At 71.9% G+C, this 17,155-nt stretch carries 10 protein-coding genes and 1 pseudogene; 7 read left to right on the top strand and 4 right to left on the bottom strand.

Annotation, left to right across the window (positions count from 1 at the left end):
* Positions 1-42 precede the first annotated feature (42 nt).
* The 6 genes and pseudogenes from ACJX2R_RS45695 to ACJX2R_RS45720 all read left to right on the top strand — a co-directional run.
* Positions 43-6,963 (top strand): SDR family NAD(P)-dependent oxidoreductase, encoded by a 6,921-nt coding sequence (locus ACJX2R_RS45695; RefSeq protein WP_413104905.1) that lies wholly within the window; start codon positions 43-45, stop codon positions 6,961-6,963.
* A 127-nt stretch (positions 6,964-7,090) separates the two neighbouring features.
* A complete protein-coding gene (locus tag ACJX2R_RS45700; RefSeq protein WP_413104906.1) occupies positions 7,091-8,527 on the top strand; it encodes a class I adenylate-forming enzyme family protein in 1,437 nt (478 codons plus the stop codon).
* Positions 8,524-9,528, top strand: coding sequence for an ACP S-malonyltransferase (locus ACJX2R_RS45705; protein WP_413104907.1), 1,005 nt, complete (start codon positions 8,524-8,526; stop codon positions 9,526-9,528). Before ACJX2R_RS45700 ends, ACJX2R_RS45705 begins: the two co-directional genes overlap by 4 nt.
* 72 nt (positions 9,529-9,600) lie before the next feature.
* Complete coding sequence (locus ACJX2R_RS45710; RefSeq protein ID WP_413104908.1) at positions 9,601-10,209, top strand: TetR/AcrR family transcriptional regulator; 609 nt, start codon at positions 9,601-9,603, stop codon at positions 10,207-10,209.
* A 136-nt stretch (positions 10,210-10,345) separates the two neighbouring features.
* Positions 10,346-11,230: an alpha/beta fold hydrolase gene (locus ACJX2R_RS45715; protein WP_413104909.1), complete on the top strand. Its 885-nt coding sequence runs from the start codon at positions 10,346-10,348 to the stop codon at positions 11,228-11,230.
* Positions 11,231-11,290: 60 nt separating this feature from the next.
* A pseudogene (locus ACJX2R_RS45720) lies at positions 11,291-11,425 on the top strand (winged helix-turn-helix transcriptional regulator); the annotation flags it as partial.
* A gap of 67 nt (positions 11,426-11,492) precedes the next feature.
* Here ACJX2R_RS45720 and ACJX2R_RS45725 read toward each other — a convergent pair.
* Positions 11,493-11,900 carry a RidA family protein gene (locus ACJX2R_RS45725; RefSeq protein WP_413104910.1) on the bottom strand — a complete coding sequence of 136 codons (408 nt, stop codon included), beginning with the start codon at positions 11,898-11,900 and terminating at the stop codon, positions 11,493-11,495.
* Positions 11,901-12,201: 301 nt separating this feature from the next.
* On the opposite strand from ACJX2R_RS45725, the gene ACJX2R_RS45730 reads away from it, so the two are divergent.
* Positions 12,202-12,990 carry a hydrolase gene (locus tag ACJX2R_RS45730; RefSeq protein WP_413104911.1) on the top strand — a complete coding sequence of 263 codons (789 nt, stop codon included), beginning with the start codon at positions 12,202-12,204 and terminating at the stop codon, positions 12,988-12,990.
* Between the two features lie 54 nt (positions 12,991-13,044).
* Here the strand turns inward: ACJX2R_RS45730 and ACJX2R_RS45735 are convergent, their stop codons facing one another.
* The 3 genes from ACJX2R_RS45735 to ACJX2R_RS45745 all read right to left on the bottom strand — a co-directional run bounded on the left by ACJX2R_RS45735 (position 13,045) and on the right by ACJX2R_RS45745 (position 17,027).
* Positions 13,045-14,475, bottom strand: a complete 1,431-nt coding sequence (locus tag ACJX2R_RS45735) for a DUF3616 domain-containing protein (protein ID WP_413104912.1) — start codon at positions 14,473-14,475, stop codon at positions 13,045-13,047.
* 160 nt (positions 14,476-14,635) lie between these two features.
* Complete coding sequence (locus ACJX2R_RS45740) at positions 14,636-15,916, bottom strand: YeeE/YedE family protein (RefSeq protein ID WP_413104913.1); 1,281 nt, start codon at positions 15,914-15,916, stop codon at positions 14,636-14,638.
* A gap of 349 nt (positions 15,917-16,265) precedes the next feature.
* A complete protein-coding gene (locus ACJX2R_RS45745; RefSeq protein WP_413104914.1) occupies positions 16,266-17,027 on the bottom strand; it encodes a FadR/GntR family transcriptional regulator in 762 nt (253 codons plus the stop codon).
* Between the last annotated feature and the right edge of the window lie 128 nt (positions 17,028-17,155).

Here is a 17,155-nt window from a genome sequence, read left to right on the forward strand (position 1 = left end):
CACACAGCTTTGACGCAGGGTCTTCCACAAGGCAGGAGTTAGGTGAGCACCATGTTGAACGGGTCCAGCGACTCGGGAGAGTCGATCGGGCAGGCTGGGCCGGATCGTGACGAGGGTTCCGAACTGCCGTCACTCGGTCCGGACTTCCGAGAACTGCCGGACCTCGAACAGCGCAGGGTCCTGTTCGACCTGGTGCGCGCACACGCCGCCGCCGTGCTCCGGTCCGAGTCACCGCGCAAGCTCGACGCCGGGAGCTCCTTCCTCGACCTGGGGCTGGACTCGCTCGCGGCGGTCAACCTGCACCGCGGACTGGTGGCGGCCACCGGGCTCGCTCTCGAGGTGTCGCTCGTCTACGACTACCCGACGCCCAGCGAGCTGGTGGACCACCTCCACCGGCAGATCTTCCCCGTGGCCACGGACGACACCGCCCCCGCGCGCGCTGTCGTGGGCACGGACGACCCCATCGCGATCGTCGGGATGAGCTGCCGCTTCCCCGGCGGCGTCAACAGCCCCGAGGACCTGTGGAAGGTCGTCTCCGAGGGCGTGGACGCCATCACCCCGTTCCCCACCGACCGGGGCTGGGACCTGGAGGCGCTCTACAGCCCGGACCCGGACGAGCCAGGCACCAGCTACGCGACCGAGGGCGGGTTCATCCACGACGTGCCCGAGTTCGACGCGGAGTTCTTCGGCATATCGCCGCGTGAGGCCCTGGCCATGGACCCGCAGCAGCGGCTGCTGCTGGAGACCAGCTGGGAGGTCTTCGAGCGGGCCGGTATCGACGTGACCAAGCTGCGGGGGAGCAGGACCGCCGTCTTCACCGGCGCGGAGCACCACGACTACGGGCCCCAGCTCCAGAGCACCAAGAGCGGCCTCGAAGGCTATGCGCTGACCGGAATCGCGGGCAGCCTCGCCGCCGGGCGCATCTCCTACACCTTCGGCTTCGAGGGCCCGGCGTGGACCGTGGACACCTCGTGCTCCTCGTCGCTGGTCTCCCTGCACCAGGCGGCGCACTCGCTGCGCCAGGGTGAATGCGATCTGGCGCTCGCCACCGGTGTCGCCACCATGCCGACCCCTGGTGACTTCATCCTCTTCAGCCGCCAGCGCGGGCTCTCCTCCGACGGGCGCTGCAAGGCGTTCGGCGCCGAGGCCGACGGCACCTCGTGGGCCGAGGGCGTCGGCGCCCTCCTGGTGGAGCGGCTCTCCGACGCCCGCCGCAACGGCCACGAGGTGCTGGCGATCGTGCGCGGCTCCGCCGTCAACCAGGACGGCGCCAGCCACGGTCTGACGGCCCCCAACGGGAGCTCCCAGCGGCGTGTCATCCGGCAGGCGCTGGCCAACGCCGAGCTGACCGCCGACCAGGTCGACGTGATCGAGGCGCACGGCACCGGAACCTCGCTCGGCGACCCCATCGAGGCGCAGGCGCTGATCGCCACCTACGGAGAGAGCCGGCCGGAGGGACAGCCGGTGTGGCTGGGGTCCCTCAAGTCGAACATCGGCCACACCCAGGCGGCGGCCGGTGTGGGTGGCGTCATCAAGATGGTGATGGCCATGCGCCACGGCATCCTGCCCAAGACGCTGCACGTGGACGTGCCGACCCCGCACGTGGACTGGTCGTCGGGCGGCGTGGCGCTGCTCGCCGAGCAGCGCGCCTGGCCGGAGACCGGGCGGCCACGCCGTGCCGGTATCTCCTCGTTCGGCATGAGCGGCACCAACGCACACGCCATCATCGAGCAGGCACCGCCGCAGGAGCCCACCCTGACGGCGGACGACGCCGAGGACCCGGAGACCGCGTACCAGCCCATCTCGTGGCTGGTGTCCGCCAGGAGCGAGGAGGCGCTGCGGGCGCAGGCCGCAAGGCTGCGCGAACACGTGGTGCGCGACTCCGCGCTGCGGCCGGTCGACGTCGGCTGGTCGTCCGCCATGACACGTGCCGCCCTCGAACACCGGGCCGTGGTGGTGGCCGCCGACCGCGACGGGCTGCTCCGTGGACTCGCGGGCATCGCCGAGGACACCGACGCGCCGGGCGTGGTGGCGGGCAGGTCCACCGCGCAGCGGATGGCGTTCCTGTTCACCGGACAGGGCGCCCAGCGGCTGGGCATGGGCCGCGAACTCTACGAGACCTACCCGCTGTTCGCCGACGTCTTCGACGAGGCGTGTGACTATCTGGACGTGCGCCTCGGCACCTCCGTGCTCGACGTGGTCTTCGGCCCCGAGGACGGCGACGCGGCCGCGGCCGGTGACGAACTCGACCAGACGATGTTCACCCAGGCCGGGCTGTTCGCCTTCGAAGTGGCCCTGTACCGCCTGCTGGAGTCCTGGGGTGTGCGCCCCGACTTCCTGATGGGGCACTCGGTGGGCGAGATCGCGGCCGCGCACGTCGCCGGGGTGCTGTCCCTGGAGGACGCGTCCGCCCTGGTGGCGGCCCGCGGGCGGCTGATGCAGGAGCTGCCCGAGGGCGGCGCGATGGTGGCCGTCCAGGCGTCGGAGGAGGAGGTGGCCGAGAGCCTGACGGGCCGCGAGGACCAGGTCTCGCTCGCGGCGCTCAACGGCCCCACCTCGGTGGTGCTCTCCGGCGACGAGGACGCGGTCCTCGAACTCGCCGGCCACTGGGAGGCCCAGGGCCGCAAGACCAAGCGGCTGCGGGTGAGCCACGCGTTCCACTCCCCCCGGATGGACGCCATGCTGGAGGAGTTCGGCCAGATCGCCGCCTGCCTGGCGTACTCGGCCCCGGCGATCCCGGTCATCTCCAACGTCACCGGCGATGTCGCGGGCGCCGGACTGGCCACCCCCGAGTACTGGGTCCGCCATGTGCGCGAGGCGGTCCGCTTCGACGACGGCATGCGGCAGCTCGCCGACCAGGGCGTGACGACCTGCGTGGAGCTCGGCCCCGACGCCGTGCTGACCGCGATGGGCCAGGACTGCCTGGACGCCGTCGGCGCCGACGCGGCCTTCGTCCCCCTGGCCCGATCCGGGCGCGCCGAGGTCCAGATGCTGGCGGAGGCGGTCGCCACCCTGTACGCGAACGGCGTCGGTGTGGACTGGGACGCGGTGTACTCCGGGCGCGGCGCCCGCCGGGTCGCCCTGCCGACCTACGCCTTCCAGCACAAGCGGTACTGGCTGGAGTCGGGCGGCGCCGTGACCGGCGACGCCCGGAGCGTCGGCCTCGGCAGGGTGGACCACCCGCTGCTCGGCGGTGTCACCGAACTGGCCGAGGGCGACCGCACGGTGCTGACCGGGCGCCTGTCGCTTCAGACCCACCCGTGGCTCGCCGACCACGCCGTGGCCGGCGGAGTGCTCTTCCCCGGCACCGGATTCGTGGAGCTGGGCCTGCTCGCCGGCACCGAGACCGGTGCCGGACGGCTCGGTGAACTCACCCTCGAAACCCCGCTCCTGCTGCCGGAGCAGGGTGGCGTCCGCGTCCAGCTCGTGGTCGGCCCCGCCGACGAGTCCGGGGTGCGGCCCCTCGGCGTGTACTCACGCTCCGACAGCGACGAGCCGGGCGAGGAGTGGGTGCGCCACGCCCAGGGCGTCCTCGAGGCCGACAGCGGCGCCGCGGTCACCGACAGCCTGCTGAAGTGGCCCGTCCCGGGCGCCGAGCCGGTGCCGATGGAGGGCTTCTACGAGGGCCTGGCCCAGGTCGGCTACGGATACGGTCCGGTCTTCCAGGGGCTGGAGTCGGTCTGGCGGCTGGACGGCGACGTCTACGCAGAGGTGGCGCTGCCGGACTCGGCCGCCCAGGAGGCCGGACGGTTCGGTCTGCACCCCGCCCTGCTCGACGCCGCTCTGCACGCCATGGAGATGGGCGACTTCGGCGGCGAGAGCGGGCGCGTGACGCTGCCGTTCTCCTTCACCGGGGTGACCCTGCACGCGGTGGGCGCCGGACGGGTGCGGGTGCGGCTGCGTCCGCAGGGCAAGGACACGGTCGCGCTGCTGGTGACCGACGCCACGGGCGCTCCCGTCGCCTCGGTGGAGTCGCTGGTGGTGCGCGAGGTGGCGGCCGAGCGATTCGCGTCCGGGCCGCGCGCCACCGGCAGCGACGGAACGCTGTTCCGGGCCAACTGGGACGAGTTCGCCGCCGCGCGGGACGGCGAGCGGGACGGCGAGCCGACCGTGGACGGCGCGTCCACGGCGGTGATCGGCGCCGACCGGGCGCGGGTGGCCGAGCTGCTCACCGCCTCCGCCGTCGAGTACGCCGAGTACACCGGGGTGGACGCGCTCGTCGCCGCCGTCGACGAGGGTGCCGCGGTGCCGGATGTGGTCTGGGCCTGGTGCGGCGGCGAGCCCGCCGGGCCGGACGCCGGGAACCTCGCCGACGCCGCTCGGAAGGCGGCCCACCGGGCGCTGGCCCTGGTGCAGTCCTGGCTGGCGGAGGACCGGTTCGACGGGTCCCGGCTGGTCGTGGTGACCAGCGACGCGGTCGCGACGGGCCCGGGTGAGGGCGTCGCCGGACTGTCCAACGCCGCGGTCTGGGGACTGCTGCGTTCGGCGGCCACGGAGAACCCGGGCCGGATCCAGCTGGTGGACATCGACCGCCACGCCGAGTCGGCCGTCGCAGCCGTCGGCGTGGTGACGGCCGCGTTCGCGGCGGGCGAGCGCGAGGTGGCGCTCCGCGTGGGCCGGGGGCTGATTCCCCGGCTCGCCAGGAACGCCGCCGGGCGGGTGCTCGAGGCCCCCGCCGGCACCTCGGCGTGGAAGCTCGGCACCACGGGCGGCGGCACCCTGGACAGCCTCTCGCTGCTGCCCGATCCGGCGGCGGAGGAGCCGCTGGCACCCGGATGCGTGCGGATCGCGGTGCGCGCCGCCGGTCTGAACTTCCGTGACGCGCTGATCGCCATCGGCATGTACCCCGACGACCACGCCACGATGGGTGGCGAGGGCGCCGGTGTGGTCCTGGAGGTCGGCCCTGGAGTCACCGACCTGGCACCCGGCGACCGGGTCATGGGCATGATCGACGCATCGTTCGGGCCCGTCGCGGTCACCGACCGGCGGCAGATCGTCCCCATGCCGAGCGGCTGGACGTTCGCGCAGGCGGCGACGGTGCCGCTGGTCTTCCTGACGGCTTACATGGGCCTGGTGGAACTCGGCGAGCTCCAGGAGGGCGAGACCATCCTGGTGCACGCCGCCACCGGTGGTGTGGGCATGGCGGCCGTGCAACTCGCACGCCACCTCGGCGCCGAGGTGTACGCCACGGCCAGCCCCGGCAAGTGGGACACCCTGCGGGCGATGGGATTCGACGAGAAGCACATCGCCTCGACGCGTGACCTGGAGTTCGAGCGGCGCTTCACGGAGGCCACCGACGGCCGGGGCATGGACATGGTGCTGGACTCGCTCGCCCGTGAGTTCGTCGACGCCTCCCTGCGGCTGCTGCCCAGGGGCGGGCGGTTCCTGGAGATGGGCAAGATCGACGTGCGGGACCCCGAGGTCGTCGCGCGGGACCACCCCGGGGTGAAGTACCGCGCGTACGACCTGGACGTGGCCGACTACGACTGGGTCCAGCGGATGCTGGTCGACCTGGTCGACCTCTTCGACCGTGGCGCACTGCACCCCCTCCCGGTGACGGCATGGGACGTGCGCCGGGCACCGGACGCGGTGCGGTACATCAGCCAGGCCCGGCACATCGGCAAGAACGTGTTCACCATGCCCAGCGCCCTGGACCCCGAGGGTTCGGTGCTGGTGACCGGTGGCACCGGCGGCCTGGGCAGCGAGGTGGCGCGCCACCTGGTGGCCGAGCGCGGAGTGCGCAACCTGGTCCTGGTCTCCCGGCGCGGGCCGGACGCGGAGGGTGCCGCCGACCTCAAGGCCGAACTGACCGGGGCGGGCGCGTCGGTGACGCTGGCGGCCTGCGATGTGGCCGACCGTGCCTCGCTGGAGCGGGTGCTGTCCGACGTGTCGGCCGACCACCCCCTGACCGCGGTCGTGCACGCCGCGGGCGTACTCGACGACGGTGTCATCGACACTCTGTCGCCGAAGCGGATCGACACGGTTTTCGAGCCGAAGGTCGACGCGGCGTGGAACCTGCACGAGCTGACCCGCCATCTGGACCTGGCGGAGTTCGTGATGTTCTCGTCCGTCGCCGGTGTGTTCGGCAGCCCGGGACAGGGCAACTACGCCGCGGCCAACTCGTTCCTTGACGCGCTCGCCGCACATCGGCGCACGCTCGGCCTCCCCGCCGTATCGCTGGCCTGGGGACCGTGGGAGCAGGCCGGCGGCATGACCGGCACGCTCAGCCAGGCGGACATGGTGCGCATGGCGCGCGAGGGCATGGCGGCCCTGTCCATGGCGGACGGTCTGCGTCTGCTGGACGCCGGCCGGACCAGTGAGGACGCCCTGCTCGTGCCGATGCGGCTGGAGACCTCGGCGCTCAGCGGCCAGAGCGACATCCCCACCCTGCTGCGGGGTGCGGTCCGGGTGCGGAGCAGGGCGGCGGCCGACGGGAAGGCGACCGCTGCCGAGTCGGCCAAGGAGCAGCTGGCCGGTCTCTCCGGAGCCGAACTCGACCATGCGCTGCTCGCCCTGGTGTGCGGCAGCGCGGCGATGGTGCTGGGCCACAGCGGCGCCCAGTCCATCAAGCCCGACCGCTCCTTCCAGAGCCTCGGCTTCGACTCACTGGCGGGCGTGGAGTTCCGTAACCGGCTGAACTCGGCCACCGGGCTCCGCCTTCCCTCCACGCTCATCTTCGACAACCCCACGCCCGCCGCGCTCGCCGAGTATCTGCGCGGCCGGGTGGCGAAGGACAGCCCGGCCGAGTCGGACATGGATCCGGAAGAGGTCAGGATCCGTGCCCTTCTGACGTCGATTCCGCTGGCGCGCCTGCGCCGCTCCGGTCTGCTGGACGCGCTCACCGAGCTGGCGAGCGGCAAGGACCGGGCCGAGACGGACACCGAGGAGAAGGAGACGGACTCCATCGACGCGATGGACGACGACGACCTGATCGACATGATGCTCGAGGATCTCGACAACTGAAGGCCGAGTCCCCCCGGAGACCTCCGGGGGGACTCGCACTCCCGGGCCACGTCTCGAAGGGCCCCGGCGGCGCGGGTGTTTCTCACCCCAAGAGACTTCAAGAAGAAGAAAGGCTCAGTGAAACCCGATGACCGCAAAGGTCTTTGCGACGGAAGCGGTGCATTCGCTTCCCGAGTTCGAACAGAGGGCCCTGGCCATCGCCGAAGCGCTCCGCGAGCGCGGCGTCAGCGACGGCACCCGGGTCATGCTGAAGGCGGGCAACTCCGCCGGCTATGTCGGGGCCCTCCTCGCCCTGATGCACACCGGCGCGTCGATCGTCATGGTCGACCACCAGGAGCGGGCGGAGGCCACCCAGCGCATCTGCGACCGGGCCGGGGTCAAGATCTGCGTGGTCGACGACGACACCCCGATGCCCGAGAGCGGCCCGGCCCGGGTCACCATCTACGAGCTGCTCGTGGCGTCCATGGAGCAGACCCCCGCCGAGCGGCGGCTGTCCCTCGACACCTGGCGCGAGCTGCCCGACGGCCTGATCATGTGGTCCTCCGGATCCACCGGGGAGCCCAAGGGCGTCGTCAAGACCGGGGCGAAGTTCCTGAAGAACCTGGAGCGCAACGCCCAGCAGGTGGGCCACCGCCCCGATGACGTCCTGCTGCCGCTGCTGCCCTTCTCCCACCAGTACGGGCTGTCCATGGTGCTCATCGCCTGGCTGGTCAAGTGCTCGCTGGTCATCGCGCCCTACCGGCGGCTGGACCGGGCGATGACCATGGCGGGCACCTGCGGGGCCACGGTGGTCGACGCCACCCCGGCCAGCTACCGCAGCATGCTCAACATGATCGGCCGCAAGCCCGCCCTGGCGGACGAGCTGTCCGGCGTCCGGATGTTTTGCAGCGGGGCGGCCCCGCTGGACCCCGGCCTGGTCGCGGACTACGTCAAGCGGTTCGGACTGCCCCTGCTGGACAGCTACGGCAGCACCGAGGCCGGGAACGTGGCCTTCGCGACCGAGGACAACGTGGTCGCCTGCGGGCGGGCCGTCGAGGGCCTGAAGCTGCGGATCGTCGATGACGAGGGCGCCGTGCTCAGCTCCGGCGAGGTCGGGGAGATCCAGGTCCACTCGCCCGACCTGATGGAGGGCTATCTGGCGGAGGACGGCACGGTCGCCCCCGTCGACCCCACCAAGACCGACTGGTACCCCACCGGCGACTTCGGCTATCTGGACGGCGGGGACAACCTCTTCGTCCTCGGCCGGAAGGCCGCGGTGCACCGCAACGGCCACACGCTCTACCCCGAGATCATCGAGCACAAGCTGGCCGCGGGCGGCTGCCTGGTCAAGGTCGTCCCCGTCCCCGACGAGCAGCGCGGCTGCCAGCTCCTCTTCTTCGTCGAGGACGAGCAGCAGCGCGAGCCGCGGTACTGGCGGGAGCCGATCACCTCCCTGCTGCCCGACTTCGAGTACCCCAACCGCATTCACGTCCTGGAGCGATTCCCCCTGAACCGCAACGGCAAGCCCGACAAAAAACAGCTCGAGCAGCTGGCCCTCGACCTGGTGCCGGGAGCGAAGGCATGACGGAGCAGCAGACCACCGAGCCGCAGTCGACGGAGTCGCAGCCCGGCCGTACGGCGATGGTCTTCCCCGGGATGGGGCCCTTCCGCTTCACCGACGTGGGCGAGTTCCTGCTGACCAACCCCCATGCCCGGCGCCGGCTCGCGATCGCCGACGAGGTGGTGGGGTACTCCGTGTTCGACCGGTACCGCCAGTCGGACGCCGCTGAGGAGGCGCAGTACGCCGCGCACACCCAGATCGCCTTCCTGACGGTGTGTCTCTCCCTCGCAGACTGGGCGGAGGAGACGCTGGGAGAGCGGCCCGAGCTGTGCGCGGGACCGAGCTTCGGCCAGCGGGCCGCGGTGACCTACGCGGGGTCCCTGCCGTTCGAGGAGACCGTGCGGCTCACCGCCGAGCTGGCGCGCTGCGAGGAGGAGTACTTCCGGCAGGAGCACCGGGAGGCGGTCACCCACTGCGTGATCCACACCCCCGAGGAGCGGCTGAAGGAGGCGCTGGCCGAACTGGACGCCGAGGGGGAGTGGCACGACGTCTCCGGCTACATCGACCAGGGCTTCTACCTGGTGTCCCTGCGCGAGCCGGTGCTCGACCGGTTCAAGAAGCGGATCGGCGAGCTCGGCGGATACAACATGTACACCATGTGGCCGCCCGTGCACGCCCCGGCGTTCGGCGCCCTGCGCCGCAAGGCGGAGGAGGAGGTCCTCGGCACCTTCGAGGTGGCCGACCCCAAGCTGCCGGTCGTCGCCGACCAGAACGGCGAGCTGCTGACCGGCGCGGACGGTGTGCGCACCATGCTGCTCGACACCTTCAACCGCCCGATCCGCTGGCCGGACATGGTGGACACGATGCGGGAGCACGGGATCACCAAGGTCTGCATCGCGGGTCCGGACAATCTCTTCGGCCGGGTGAACCGCACCGTGGACAACTTCGAAGTCGTGGCCATCGACGCCCGCAAGGCGATGCGCCCGCGGGTCCGGCAGAGGAGTGCCCGCCGGGCGAGGCGGTGATGGAGGCGCTGCCCCCGGGCAGCGCCCTCCGCGTAATTGACTGATCGATCTCAAAAGGGTTAGCGTGCCGTTATGGCACGGAGGAAGGAATTCGATCCGGAGGTCGCGCTGGACGCCGCGATGCGGCTGTTCTGGCGCAAGGGCTACGAGGGGACGTCCACCAGCGACCTGGTGGACGAGCTGGGCATCGCCCGGGCGAGTCTGTACGGGACCTTCGGTTCCAAGCGCGGACTGTATCTGGCCGCGCTCGACCGCTTCCTCTCCGGCGGCGCGGGGCCCAGCCCGGCCGACATCCTGGCGTCGCGAACATCGGCCCTGGACGCCGTCCGGGATCTCCTGGAGACCAGCGCGGCGGCCCCGAAACCGGACACGCCCCAGGGCTGCTTCGCGGTCAACGCCACGGTGGAGCACGGCGATTCGGACCCCGAGATCGCACGGCGCCTCGAGGGCAACCGAAGCCGCCTCGAGACCGCGCTCTACGGCGCGCTGCTGAGGGCGCGGGCGGAGGGCGAGCTGGCCCCCGGCGTGGATCCCAGGTCCGCGGCCACCATGCTGGCCTCGCTCAACAGCGGTCTGAAGGTGCTGTCGTGCGCGGGCGCGGACCAGCGTGACCGCATCACCGCCTCCGTTGACGCCGTCATGGCGATGCTGACCCCACCGGCGGCCGCCGTCACCGACTGACGGCGGCGAGCCACGGCCGCGTGAGCCCGGAAGACACCTGTGGTCGCCGGTGGCTCATGCCTGCGTTTATTCGAGACTACTCAGTCTCGAAACTCATAGAGAACCCCGAACCCCTGAGATCGATCATGGAGAAGCAATGATTTCCGACCATCGTGGAGCACCGCTCCGCACCGGCCGCGCCGCCGTCAACGGGACGAAGCTGCATTACCGAACGGCCGGCTCCGGCCCGGTGGTGGTACTGCTGCACGGCGTGCCCAAGACCGGCTATCACTGGCGCCACCTGGTCCCGAAGCTGACGGCACGGCACACCGTCGTCGTACCGGACCTCCGTGGCCTGGGCGACTCCGCCCGCCCCGCGGACGGCTTCGACTGCGCCACGATGAGCGATGACATCGCCGCGCTGATGGCCCACCTCGGGCACGACGCCTACACCGTCATGGGCGAGGACTGGGGGGCGGTGGTCGGCTATCAGCTCGCCGCCCGGCACCGCGAGCACGTCGAGGCGTTGGTGTTCGCCGAGGCGCTGCTGCCCGGATTCGGCTTCGAGGACCACACCGCCCTGACCCACGAGAATGTCTCAGGCGGGATGTTCCTGTGGCATCTGGGCTTCTACTTCCAGCCGGACGTACCCGAGATGCTGATCGCCGGGCATGAGCGCGAGCTCATCACGTACATGCTGAAGGAGGAGCGCAGCTACCCCGACACCGCCACCGCGGACGCGATCGAGGAATATGTGCGCTGCTACTCCATGCCCGGCGGTATCCGCTCGATGCTGGCGATCTATCGGGCGATGCTCGTCGACGCCGGGCAGAACCGGGAGGCGGCGCGGACGAAGCTGGACATCCCGGTGCTGGCGCTCGGTGGCGACGCGTTCATCGGCGACCGGAACGAGGCCCAGATGCGGCTGCTCGCCCACGATGTCACCGGCCATGTCTTCGAGGCCGGACACGACCTCGCCGAGGAGGTGCCGGACGAGGTGGCCGATGTACTGCTGACGTTCCTGAACGACCGGCTCACCTGACCCGAGTCGGCTCCCCGCATCCGTGCTCTCTTGTGGTGACTCGGGAACTGTAGGGGAGTGACCGTGCCGCCACGGGTCGAGTACACCCTCACCGAAGCGGGTCGGGCCCTGCGGGCGACGGTCGATGGAATGTGCGGCTGGACGCATACGTACCTCGGTCATATCGAGGAATCCCGCCGCCGCTTCGACGCCTGACCGGGCGGAGCGCTCACCCGAGCCGCGCGGTGGCCTCACAGGAGGTGGGGCCACCGCGCGGCCACGCTCAGTCCAGGACCGCGGTGGCCTCGATCTCGACCAGATGCTCGGGTACGTCCAGCGCCGCGACGCCCAGCAGCGTCCCCGGCGGGACCGGGGTGGTCCCCAGCTTCGCGGCCGCCCGAGCGGCCCCCTCCAGGAACTGGGGCATCTTGTCGGGGGTCCAGTCGACGACGTAGACGGTCAGCTTCGCCACATCGTCGAAGGAGCCCCCGACCCCGGCCAGGGCGGTGGCGATGTTGAGGTAGCACCGCTCGACCTGAGCGGCGAGATCGCCTTCGCCGACCGTGACCCCATCGGCGTCCCAGGCCACCTGCCCGGCGATGTGGATCAGCCTTGACCCGGTCGCGATCGACACCTGCCGGTACGCGTCGACCTCCGGCAATCCGCTGGGGTTTACCAGGGTGATGGCCATACTGCCTGCCCTCTCGTCATGGGAGCCCACGGGCTCGCTCGCTGCCACGGAATCCAAGAGCCCGCGCTCTCTTGTGGTTACTCGGAAACCGTAAGAGAGCGGCAGTTGACATGGAAGAACGCACTTTTCGGTGACCGAGGAACCTTTGGGTGACCGACGGGGTGAAGCGGCCCGTGCGCCGGTCGCGCGGACGTCCGCTCTTCCGGGCTTGTCATGTACGGGCTACAGTGCGAGGGATGCGTGGGAGCGCTCCCAAACTCACAGGCGCTCCCGATCCTCCCGACCAGCCGAAGGATCTCCCATGACCCCCACACCACAGCGCGTCCTGGCCGTCGCCGCGGTGGCCGTGGCGGTGGCGCTGACCGCCCCGGCCGCGCCACGGGCCTCGGCGCGACCGGCGGCCTGCGCCGCCAACGGCTTCTGCGAGGACTTCGAGTCCCAGACCGGAACCACCCCCGCGGGCCGCTGGACCACGGCCGTGGCCAACTGCTCGGGCACCGGTACCGCCACCGTGGACACCACGATGGCGCACGGCGGCACCAAGTCGGTGCGGATCACCGGCAAGGCGGGGTACTGCAACCACGCCTTCGCCGGCACCTCGCTGTCCGGCCTGCCGTCCGGCGGCGACCTCTACGCCCGCTTCTGGGTCCGCCACACCACCGCACTGCCCGCCCAGCACGTCACCTTCGCCGCCCTGCGCGACGCCAACGACAACGGCAAGGACCTGCGCATGGGCGGCCAGAACAAGGCGCTCCAGTGGAACCGCGAGTCGGATGACGCCACGCTCCCCGCCCAGAGCCCGGCGGGCATCGCGCTCAGCACCCCCCTGCCCGTCAACACCTGGACCTGCCTGGAGTTCCGCCTCGACCGCACCGCGGGCCGCCTGGACACCTGGGTGAACGGAGGACTCGTCACCGGCCTGGTGGTCGACGGCACCCCGACCCAGGACGTCGACCAGCAGTGGCTGAACCGGGGCGGGTGGCGGCCCGCCCCGGCCGATCTGCGGCTGGGCTGGGAGAGCTACGGCGAGGGCGACGACACCCTCTGGTACGACGACGTGGCCGTCGGCACCTCCCGTATCGGCTGCTGACCAGCCGTCAGGAGAACCCTGTTCGGGGATTCAGGGGTTCGGGGATTCAGGGGTTCAGGGGTTCAGGGGGAAGGTGACCGACCGGGACTTCCGCCACTCCTCGTGCTCCAGGTCCTTGGCCTCGGTGCCGTCCCCGTACAGGTCGGCCGAGCCCCCGTCGGTGATGACCTGGGCGCGGGCGCCGGGCGCCGCGAGGTCGGGCACGTCCACCACGATCTCCCAGCCGCCCGGGTCGGCCGTCGGCAGGTCCAGCCGCTTGACCGGCTGGTGTCCGGCGACGCCGTCCCAGGAGTAGAGCGCGTACGGGGCGCTGTTGTCCTCGGCCGCCCAGGAACCGGCCACGATCAGGTACTGGCCCTTGTCATTGCGGCGGATGTCGCGGACGCTCAGGCCCCCGAGGTCGAGGGTGATCGGGTCGCCGAAGGTGGCGTGGGTGTCCTTGTCGCCCACGGACCGGGCCAGTTCGTCGGCGTTGGTGACCGGGACCAGCAGCGCCTTGCCGCCGTCGGCGGGCGGCACCAGCGGCGCCCGGAAGCCGATGTACGCGGTGGATCCCGAGCCGGGCGCGAACTCCAGGCCCTCGACGTTGAAGCCGTCGATCTGCTTGGGCACCTGGCCGTCCGCGGTGCCCTTGGCGAAGCCGAGCCGGTCGCCGTTGGCCTTGTCCCAGTCCACCAGGTCGTCGCGCAGGCCGTGGTACGAGCCGCCGACCTCGAGGTCGGTGTCGGCGCCCGAACCGGAGACGGTGGTGGTGAAGAGGGTGAAGCGGTCCTCCTTCGGCTCACCGTCCTTGTTGTTGCCCAGTGAGCCGGTCCAGTAGATGGTGTCGCCGACGCGGGCCGTGCCCTCGATGTCGATCTCCTTGTCGACGTCCAGGTCGGAGCCGACGTCCCAGGTGCGCACCGGCGCGCCGGACGCGTCGCGCCGGTACAGGCGGAGGACGTTGGACTCGTCGTCGGCGACGACCATATAGCCGCCGCCGACGTCCACGGCGGCGGAGGAGTCGCTGGAGCCGGTCAGGTAGCGGGTGTCGGCGGCGTTCCGCACGGCGCCGGAGGCCGCGTAGTGCAGGGTGGTGGTGGCACTCTTGCCGCCGAGGCCGGTCACCTCGAGGGTGAGGTCGGCGTAGCCCTTGCCGCGCGCCCGCACGGCCACCTCGCGGGTGGCGCCGGTACCCGTCACCGTGACGTCCCCGGCCCGGGCGACCGAACCGTGGGTGGTGGCGGTGGCGGACACGGTGAGCGCGCCCGCGCCGGCGCAGCTCTGGCCGACCTTCACGGTCACCGTCGGGTCGCCCGTGGCGCCGACGGCGCCGGACAGGTACGAGCTGGCGAGCTCGATGGTCGGCGTGCCGTAGCCCGTGCTCCCGGCCAGCGCGGAGCCCGGGAGCGCGGACAGCGTACCGGCACCGGCCACGAGCGCTAGCGCGGCGGCGGGGAGGGCCCGGCGGGTACGGCGCGGGGGAGCGGCATGGGACGGGACCATCGTGAGCACCCTTCGTCGGCTGCGGGGCCGGTCGGCGGACCGGCGCACCGCCCTGACGATGGATCATCTACATGGCGTGAGCATGAACGATCATCGAACATGAACCGCTCACGGCCCATGGCTCCCGCGACCCGAGACCCGCGCCCACCGGCCGCCGCCGTCAGCAGACGCCGTCGCCCGGCTTCGGGTTCCCGAGTCCGAAGAGCGGCCGCAGCTTCAGCCCGGCCCAGGTGCCGAGGAGGGCGAAGGCGCCCCAGACCCAGCCGTGCAGGCTGCCGGAGGCGATGCCCGCGAGATAGGCGCCGATGTTGCAGCCGCCCGCCAGCCGGGCGCCGATGCCCATCAGTACCCCGCCGAGCACCGCCGCGGTCGCCGTACGCCACGGCACACCGCGGTGCAGGGTCCAGGTGCCGCCGAGCGCCGCGGCGACCGCCGCGCCGATCATGATGCCGATGTCGGTGAGGCTGGTCTTGTCGGCGAGCACGGGCCCCGCGAGCATCTCCTTGTTCCCGGGCTGCTGCCACCAGCTCCAGCTCTCCGGGTGGCCGCCGAGCGCGCGTACCAGCTCCGCGCCCCACAGGCTGAAGGCGCTGGTGACGCCCCACGCGCCACCGGAGACGAGCAGCACACCGGCGCCCAGCACGGCCAGCGCCAGCGCGCCGACCGCCAGCGGCCAGGAGCCGCGCAGCACACGGGCGGCGGCACCGCGCGCGGAGGGCACCGGACCGATCGGCGGCGGGTTGCGACGGGCCTGGATGCCACGGCTGACCAGGACGATGGCGGCGAGCACGAGGATCGTCACCGCCCAGGAGCCGAACCAGCCGATGTGGTCCGCCATGACGACCGGCTCCAGCGAGGGCAGGTCCTTCCACAGGTCGAACTGCCAGGCGGCCAGGGTGGCGCCGCCGATGAAGCCGCCGAGCGTGAGCACGATCGACGTCTGCCCCGAGCCGACCGCGAAGAGGGTGCCGGAGGCGCAGGCGCCACCGAGCTGCATGCCGACCGCGAAGAGGAACGAGCCGATCAGCAGCCCGAGCCCCAGCGGTCCGCCCGAGGGCGCCGGCACGGACCCGAACAGTCCGGTCTTCGTGCCGATGAGCAGGGCGAACAGCGTGGCCGTGGTGCCCAGCAGCAGGGCGTGGGCGCGCAGCCCGGTGCCGTTGCGGACGGCCACCAGCTGCCGCCAGGCGGAGGTGAAGCCGAAGCGGGAGTGGAAGAGGGCGACACCCAGGGCGAGGCCGAGCAGCAGCAGGACGCCGGGCTTGGCCCCGTGGGCGGACCATACGTACGCGGTCAGGGCCGCGGCGAGCAGCCCGGACACGGCGAGCGGCACCGGCCGCACCGGCGGCGCGGCGGGCGCCTCCGGCCGCGGCCCGGAGGTGGGGGAGGGGGACAGCAGTGCGGCGGTCTTCGCCGCATCGGCGGGCGGGGCGGTGGTCACGTGCGGACTCCGGGGAGGGAGGAGAGGGGTGACGCCGGGCGGGAGGGCCCGGCCGGACGGCGTGGCGCCGAGGCGGCGGCGCGCGGTGGGGGAATCCGGCTGGTTCCGGCTCAGCGGCGACAGAGGCCGTCGTCGACGCACCACGCCGAGCTCGCGAACAGCGCGAGACAGAGCAGACGGGCGGGTGCGGACATGCACTCCAGGATATGGTCCGGGTTTCAAGAATTGGACCCCGGTCTCACCATGCGATCTGTGGAGTCAGCCACAGATTCAGCCACAGGTTCAGCCACAGAGTCGGCCACAGATTCAGCCGCGGACGGAGTCGGCCACGGACGCGGATGGCCTCGGGTCAGCCGTCCTCGCCCCGCTCGGCGGTGTCCGCGAGGCCCACGTACATCGAATGGTGCAGCTCCGCCACATGGTCCCGGAGGAGGGCGGCCGCCGAGGCGGCGTCCCGCTCGGCGAGCGCGGCCCGGATGGCCTTGTGCTGCTCGTTGCTGCCGCGGAGGTAGTCCAGCGGATACGGCAGGAAGTACGCGTACAGCTCACCGGTGATCCGCTCGTACATCCCCAGCGCGGAGGGCAGCCCGGCGCCCTCGGCGAGTGCCAGGTGGAACCGCTTGTCGCTGGCGTGGAACTCGGCCCAGCTCTCGGCCGCGTCCATCTCCCGGACGCACTCGTCGAGCCGGTCGAGCCCCGGCCGGCCGAGCCGCTCGGCGGCCAGATGCGCGAACCCGGCCTCCAGCACGATGCGCTCGTCGATCAGCCGGTGCACCCGCTCGCTGTCCTCCCGGTACGCGGCGACCTGCGCCACGGTGCGGCGGCGCGGCCGTTCCGCGATGAAGGTGCCGCCCGTACGCCCCGGGCGCCGCTGGACGACGCCCTCGCGCTCCAGGGTGCTGAGGGCCCGGCGGACGGTGATCTCGCCGACCCCGAGCGCCGCCGCCGTGGCCTGGACATTGGGCAGCCGTTCGCCGGGCGCCAGCAGGCCCAGGTCCACCGCCAGCGAGATCCGGGCCCGTACGGTGTCGACCGCGCTGGTGCGGCGGATCGCGGCGAGGGCGCTGCTGGTCAGGGCGCTCGGTGCGCCGGACGGTTCCTGGGTCGCCATTCCCTCAGCCTAGGCATCCCGCCCCGCGGCCTCTCCATGGTCCTCGGACGGGGACCGCCGCTTTGCGGAACCGTGACCTCCGGGGGTTTACCTGATCAAAGTGAGCATGTTTTCATGGCTCACATTCA

Origin of the sequence: Streptomyces sp. Inha503, assembly GCF_047215865.1 — a bacterium.
GTDB classification, from domain to species: Bacteria; Actinomycetota; Actinomycetes; order Streptomycetales; family Streptomycetaceae; genus Streptomyces; species Streptomyces lycopersici.

Excerpts from the sequence above, each read along its gene's own strand:
- ACJX2R_RS45700 (WP_413104906.1), top strand. The coding sequence starts at position 7,091 with ATGACCGCAAAGGTCTTTGCGACGGAAGCGGTGCATTCGCTTCCCGAG.
- ACJX2R_RS45705 (WP_413104907.1), top strand. The coding sequence starts at position 8,524 with ATGACGGAGCAGCAGACCACCGAGCCGCAGTCGACGGAGTCGCAGCCC.
- ACJX2R_RS45710 (WP_413104908.1), top strand. The coding sequence starts at position 9,601 with ATGGCACGGAGGAAGGAATTCGATCCGGAGGTCGCGCTGGACGCCGCG.
- ACJX2R_RS45715 (WP_413104909.1), top strand. The coding sequence starts at position 10,346 with ATGATTTCCGACCATCGTGGAGCACCGCTCCGCACCGGCCGCGCCGCC.
- ACJX2R_RS45725 (WP_413104910.1), bottom strand. The coding sequence starts at position 11,900 with ATGGCCATCACCCTGGTAAACCCCAGCGGATTGCCGGAGGTCGACGCG.
- ACJX2R_RS45730 (WP_413104911.1), top strand. The coding sequence starts at position 12,202 with ATGACCCCCACACCACAGCGCGTCCTGGCCGTCGCCGCGGTGGCCGTG.
- ACJX2R_RS45735 (WP_413104912.1), bottom strand. The coding sequence starts at position 14,475 with ATGGTCCCGTCCCATGCCGCTCCCCCGCGCCGTACCCGCCGGGCCCTC.
- ACJX2R_RS45745 (WP_413104914.1), bottom strand. The coding sequence starts at position 17,027 with ATGGCGACCCAGGAACCGTCCGGCGCACCGAGCGCCCTGACCAGCAGC.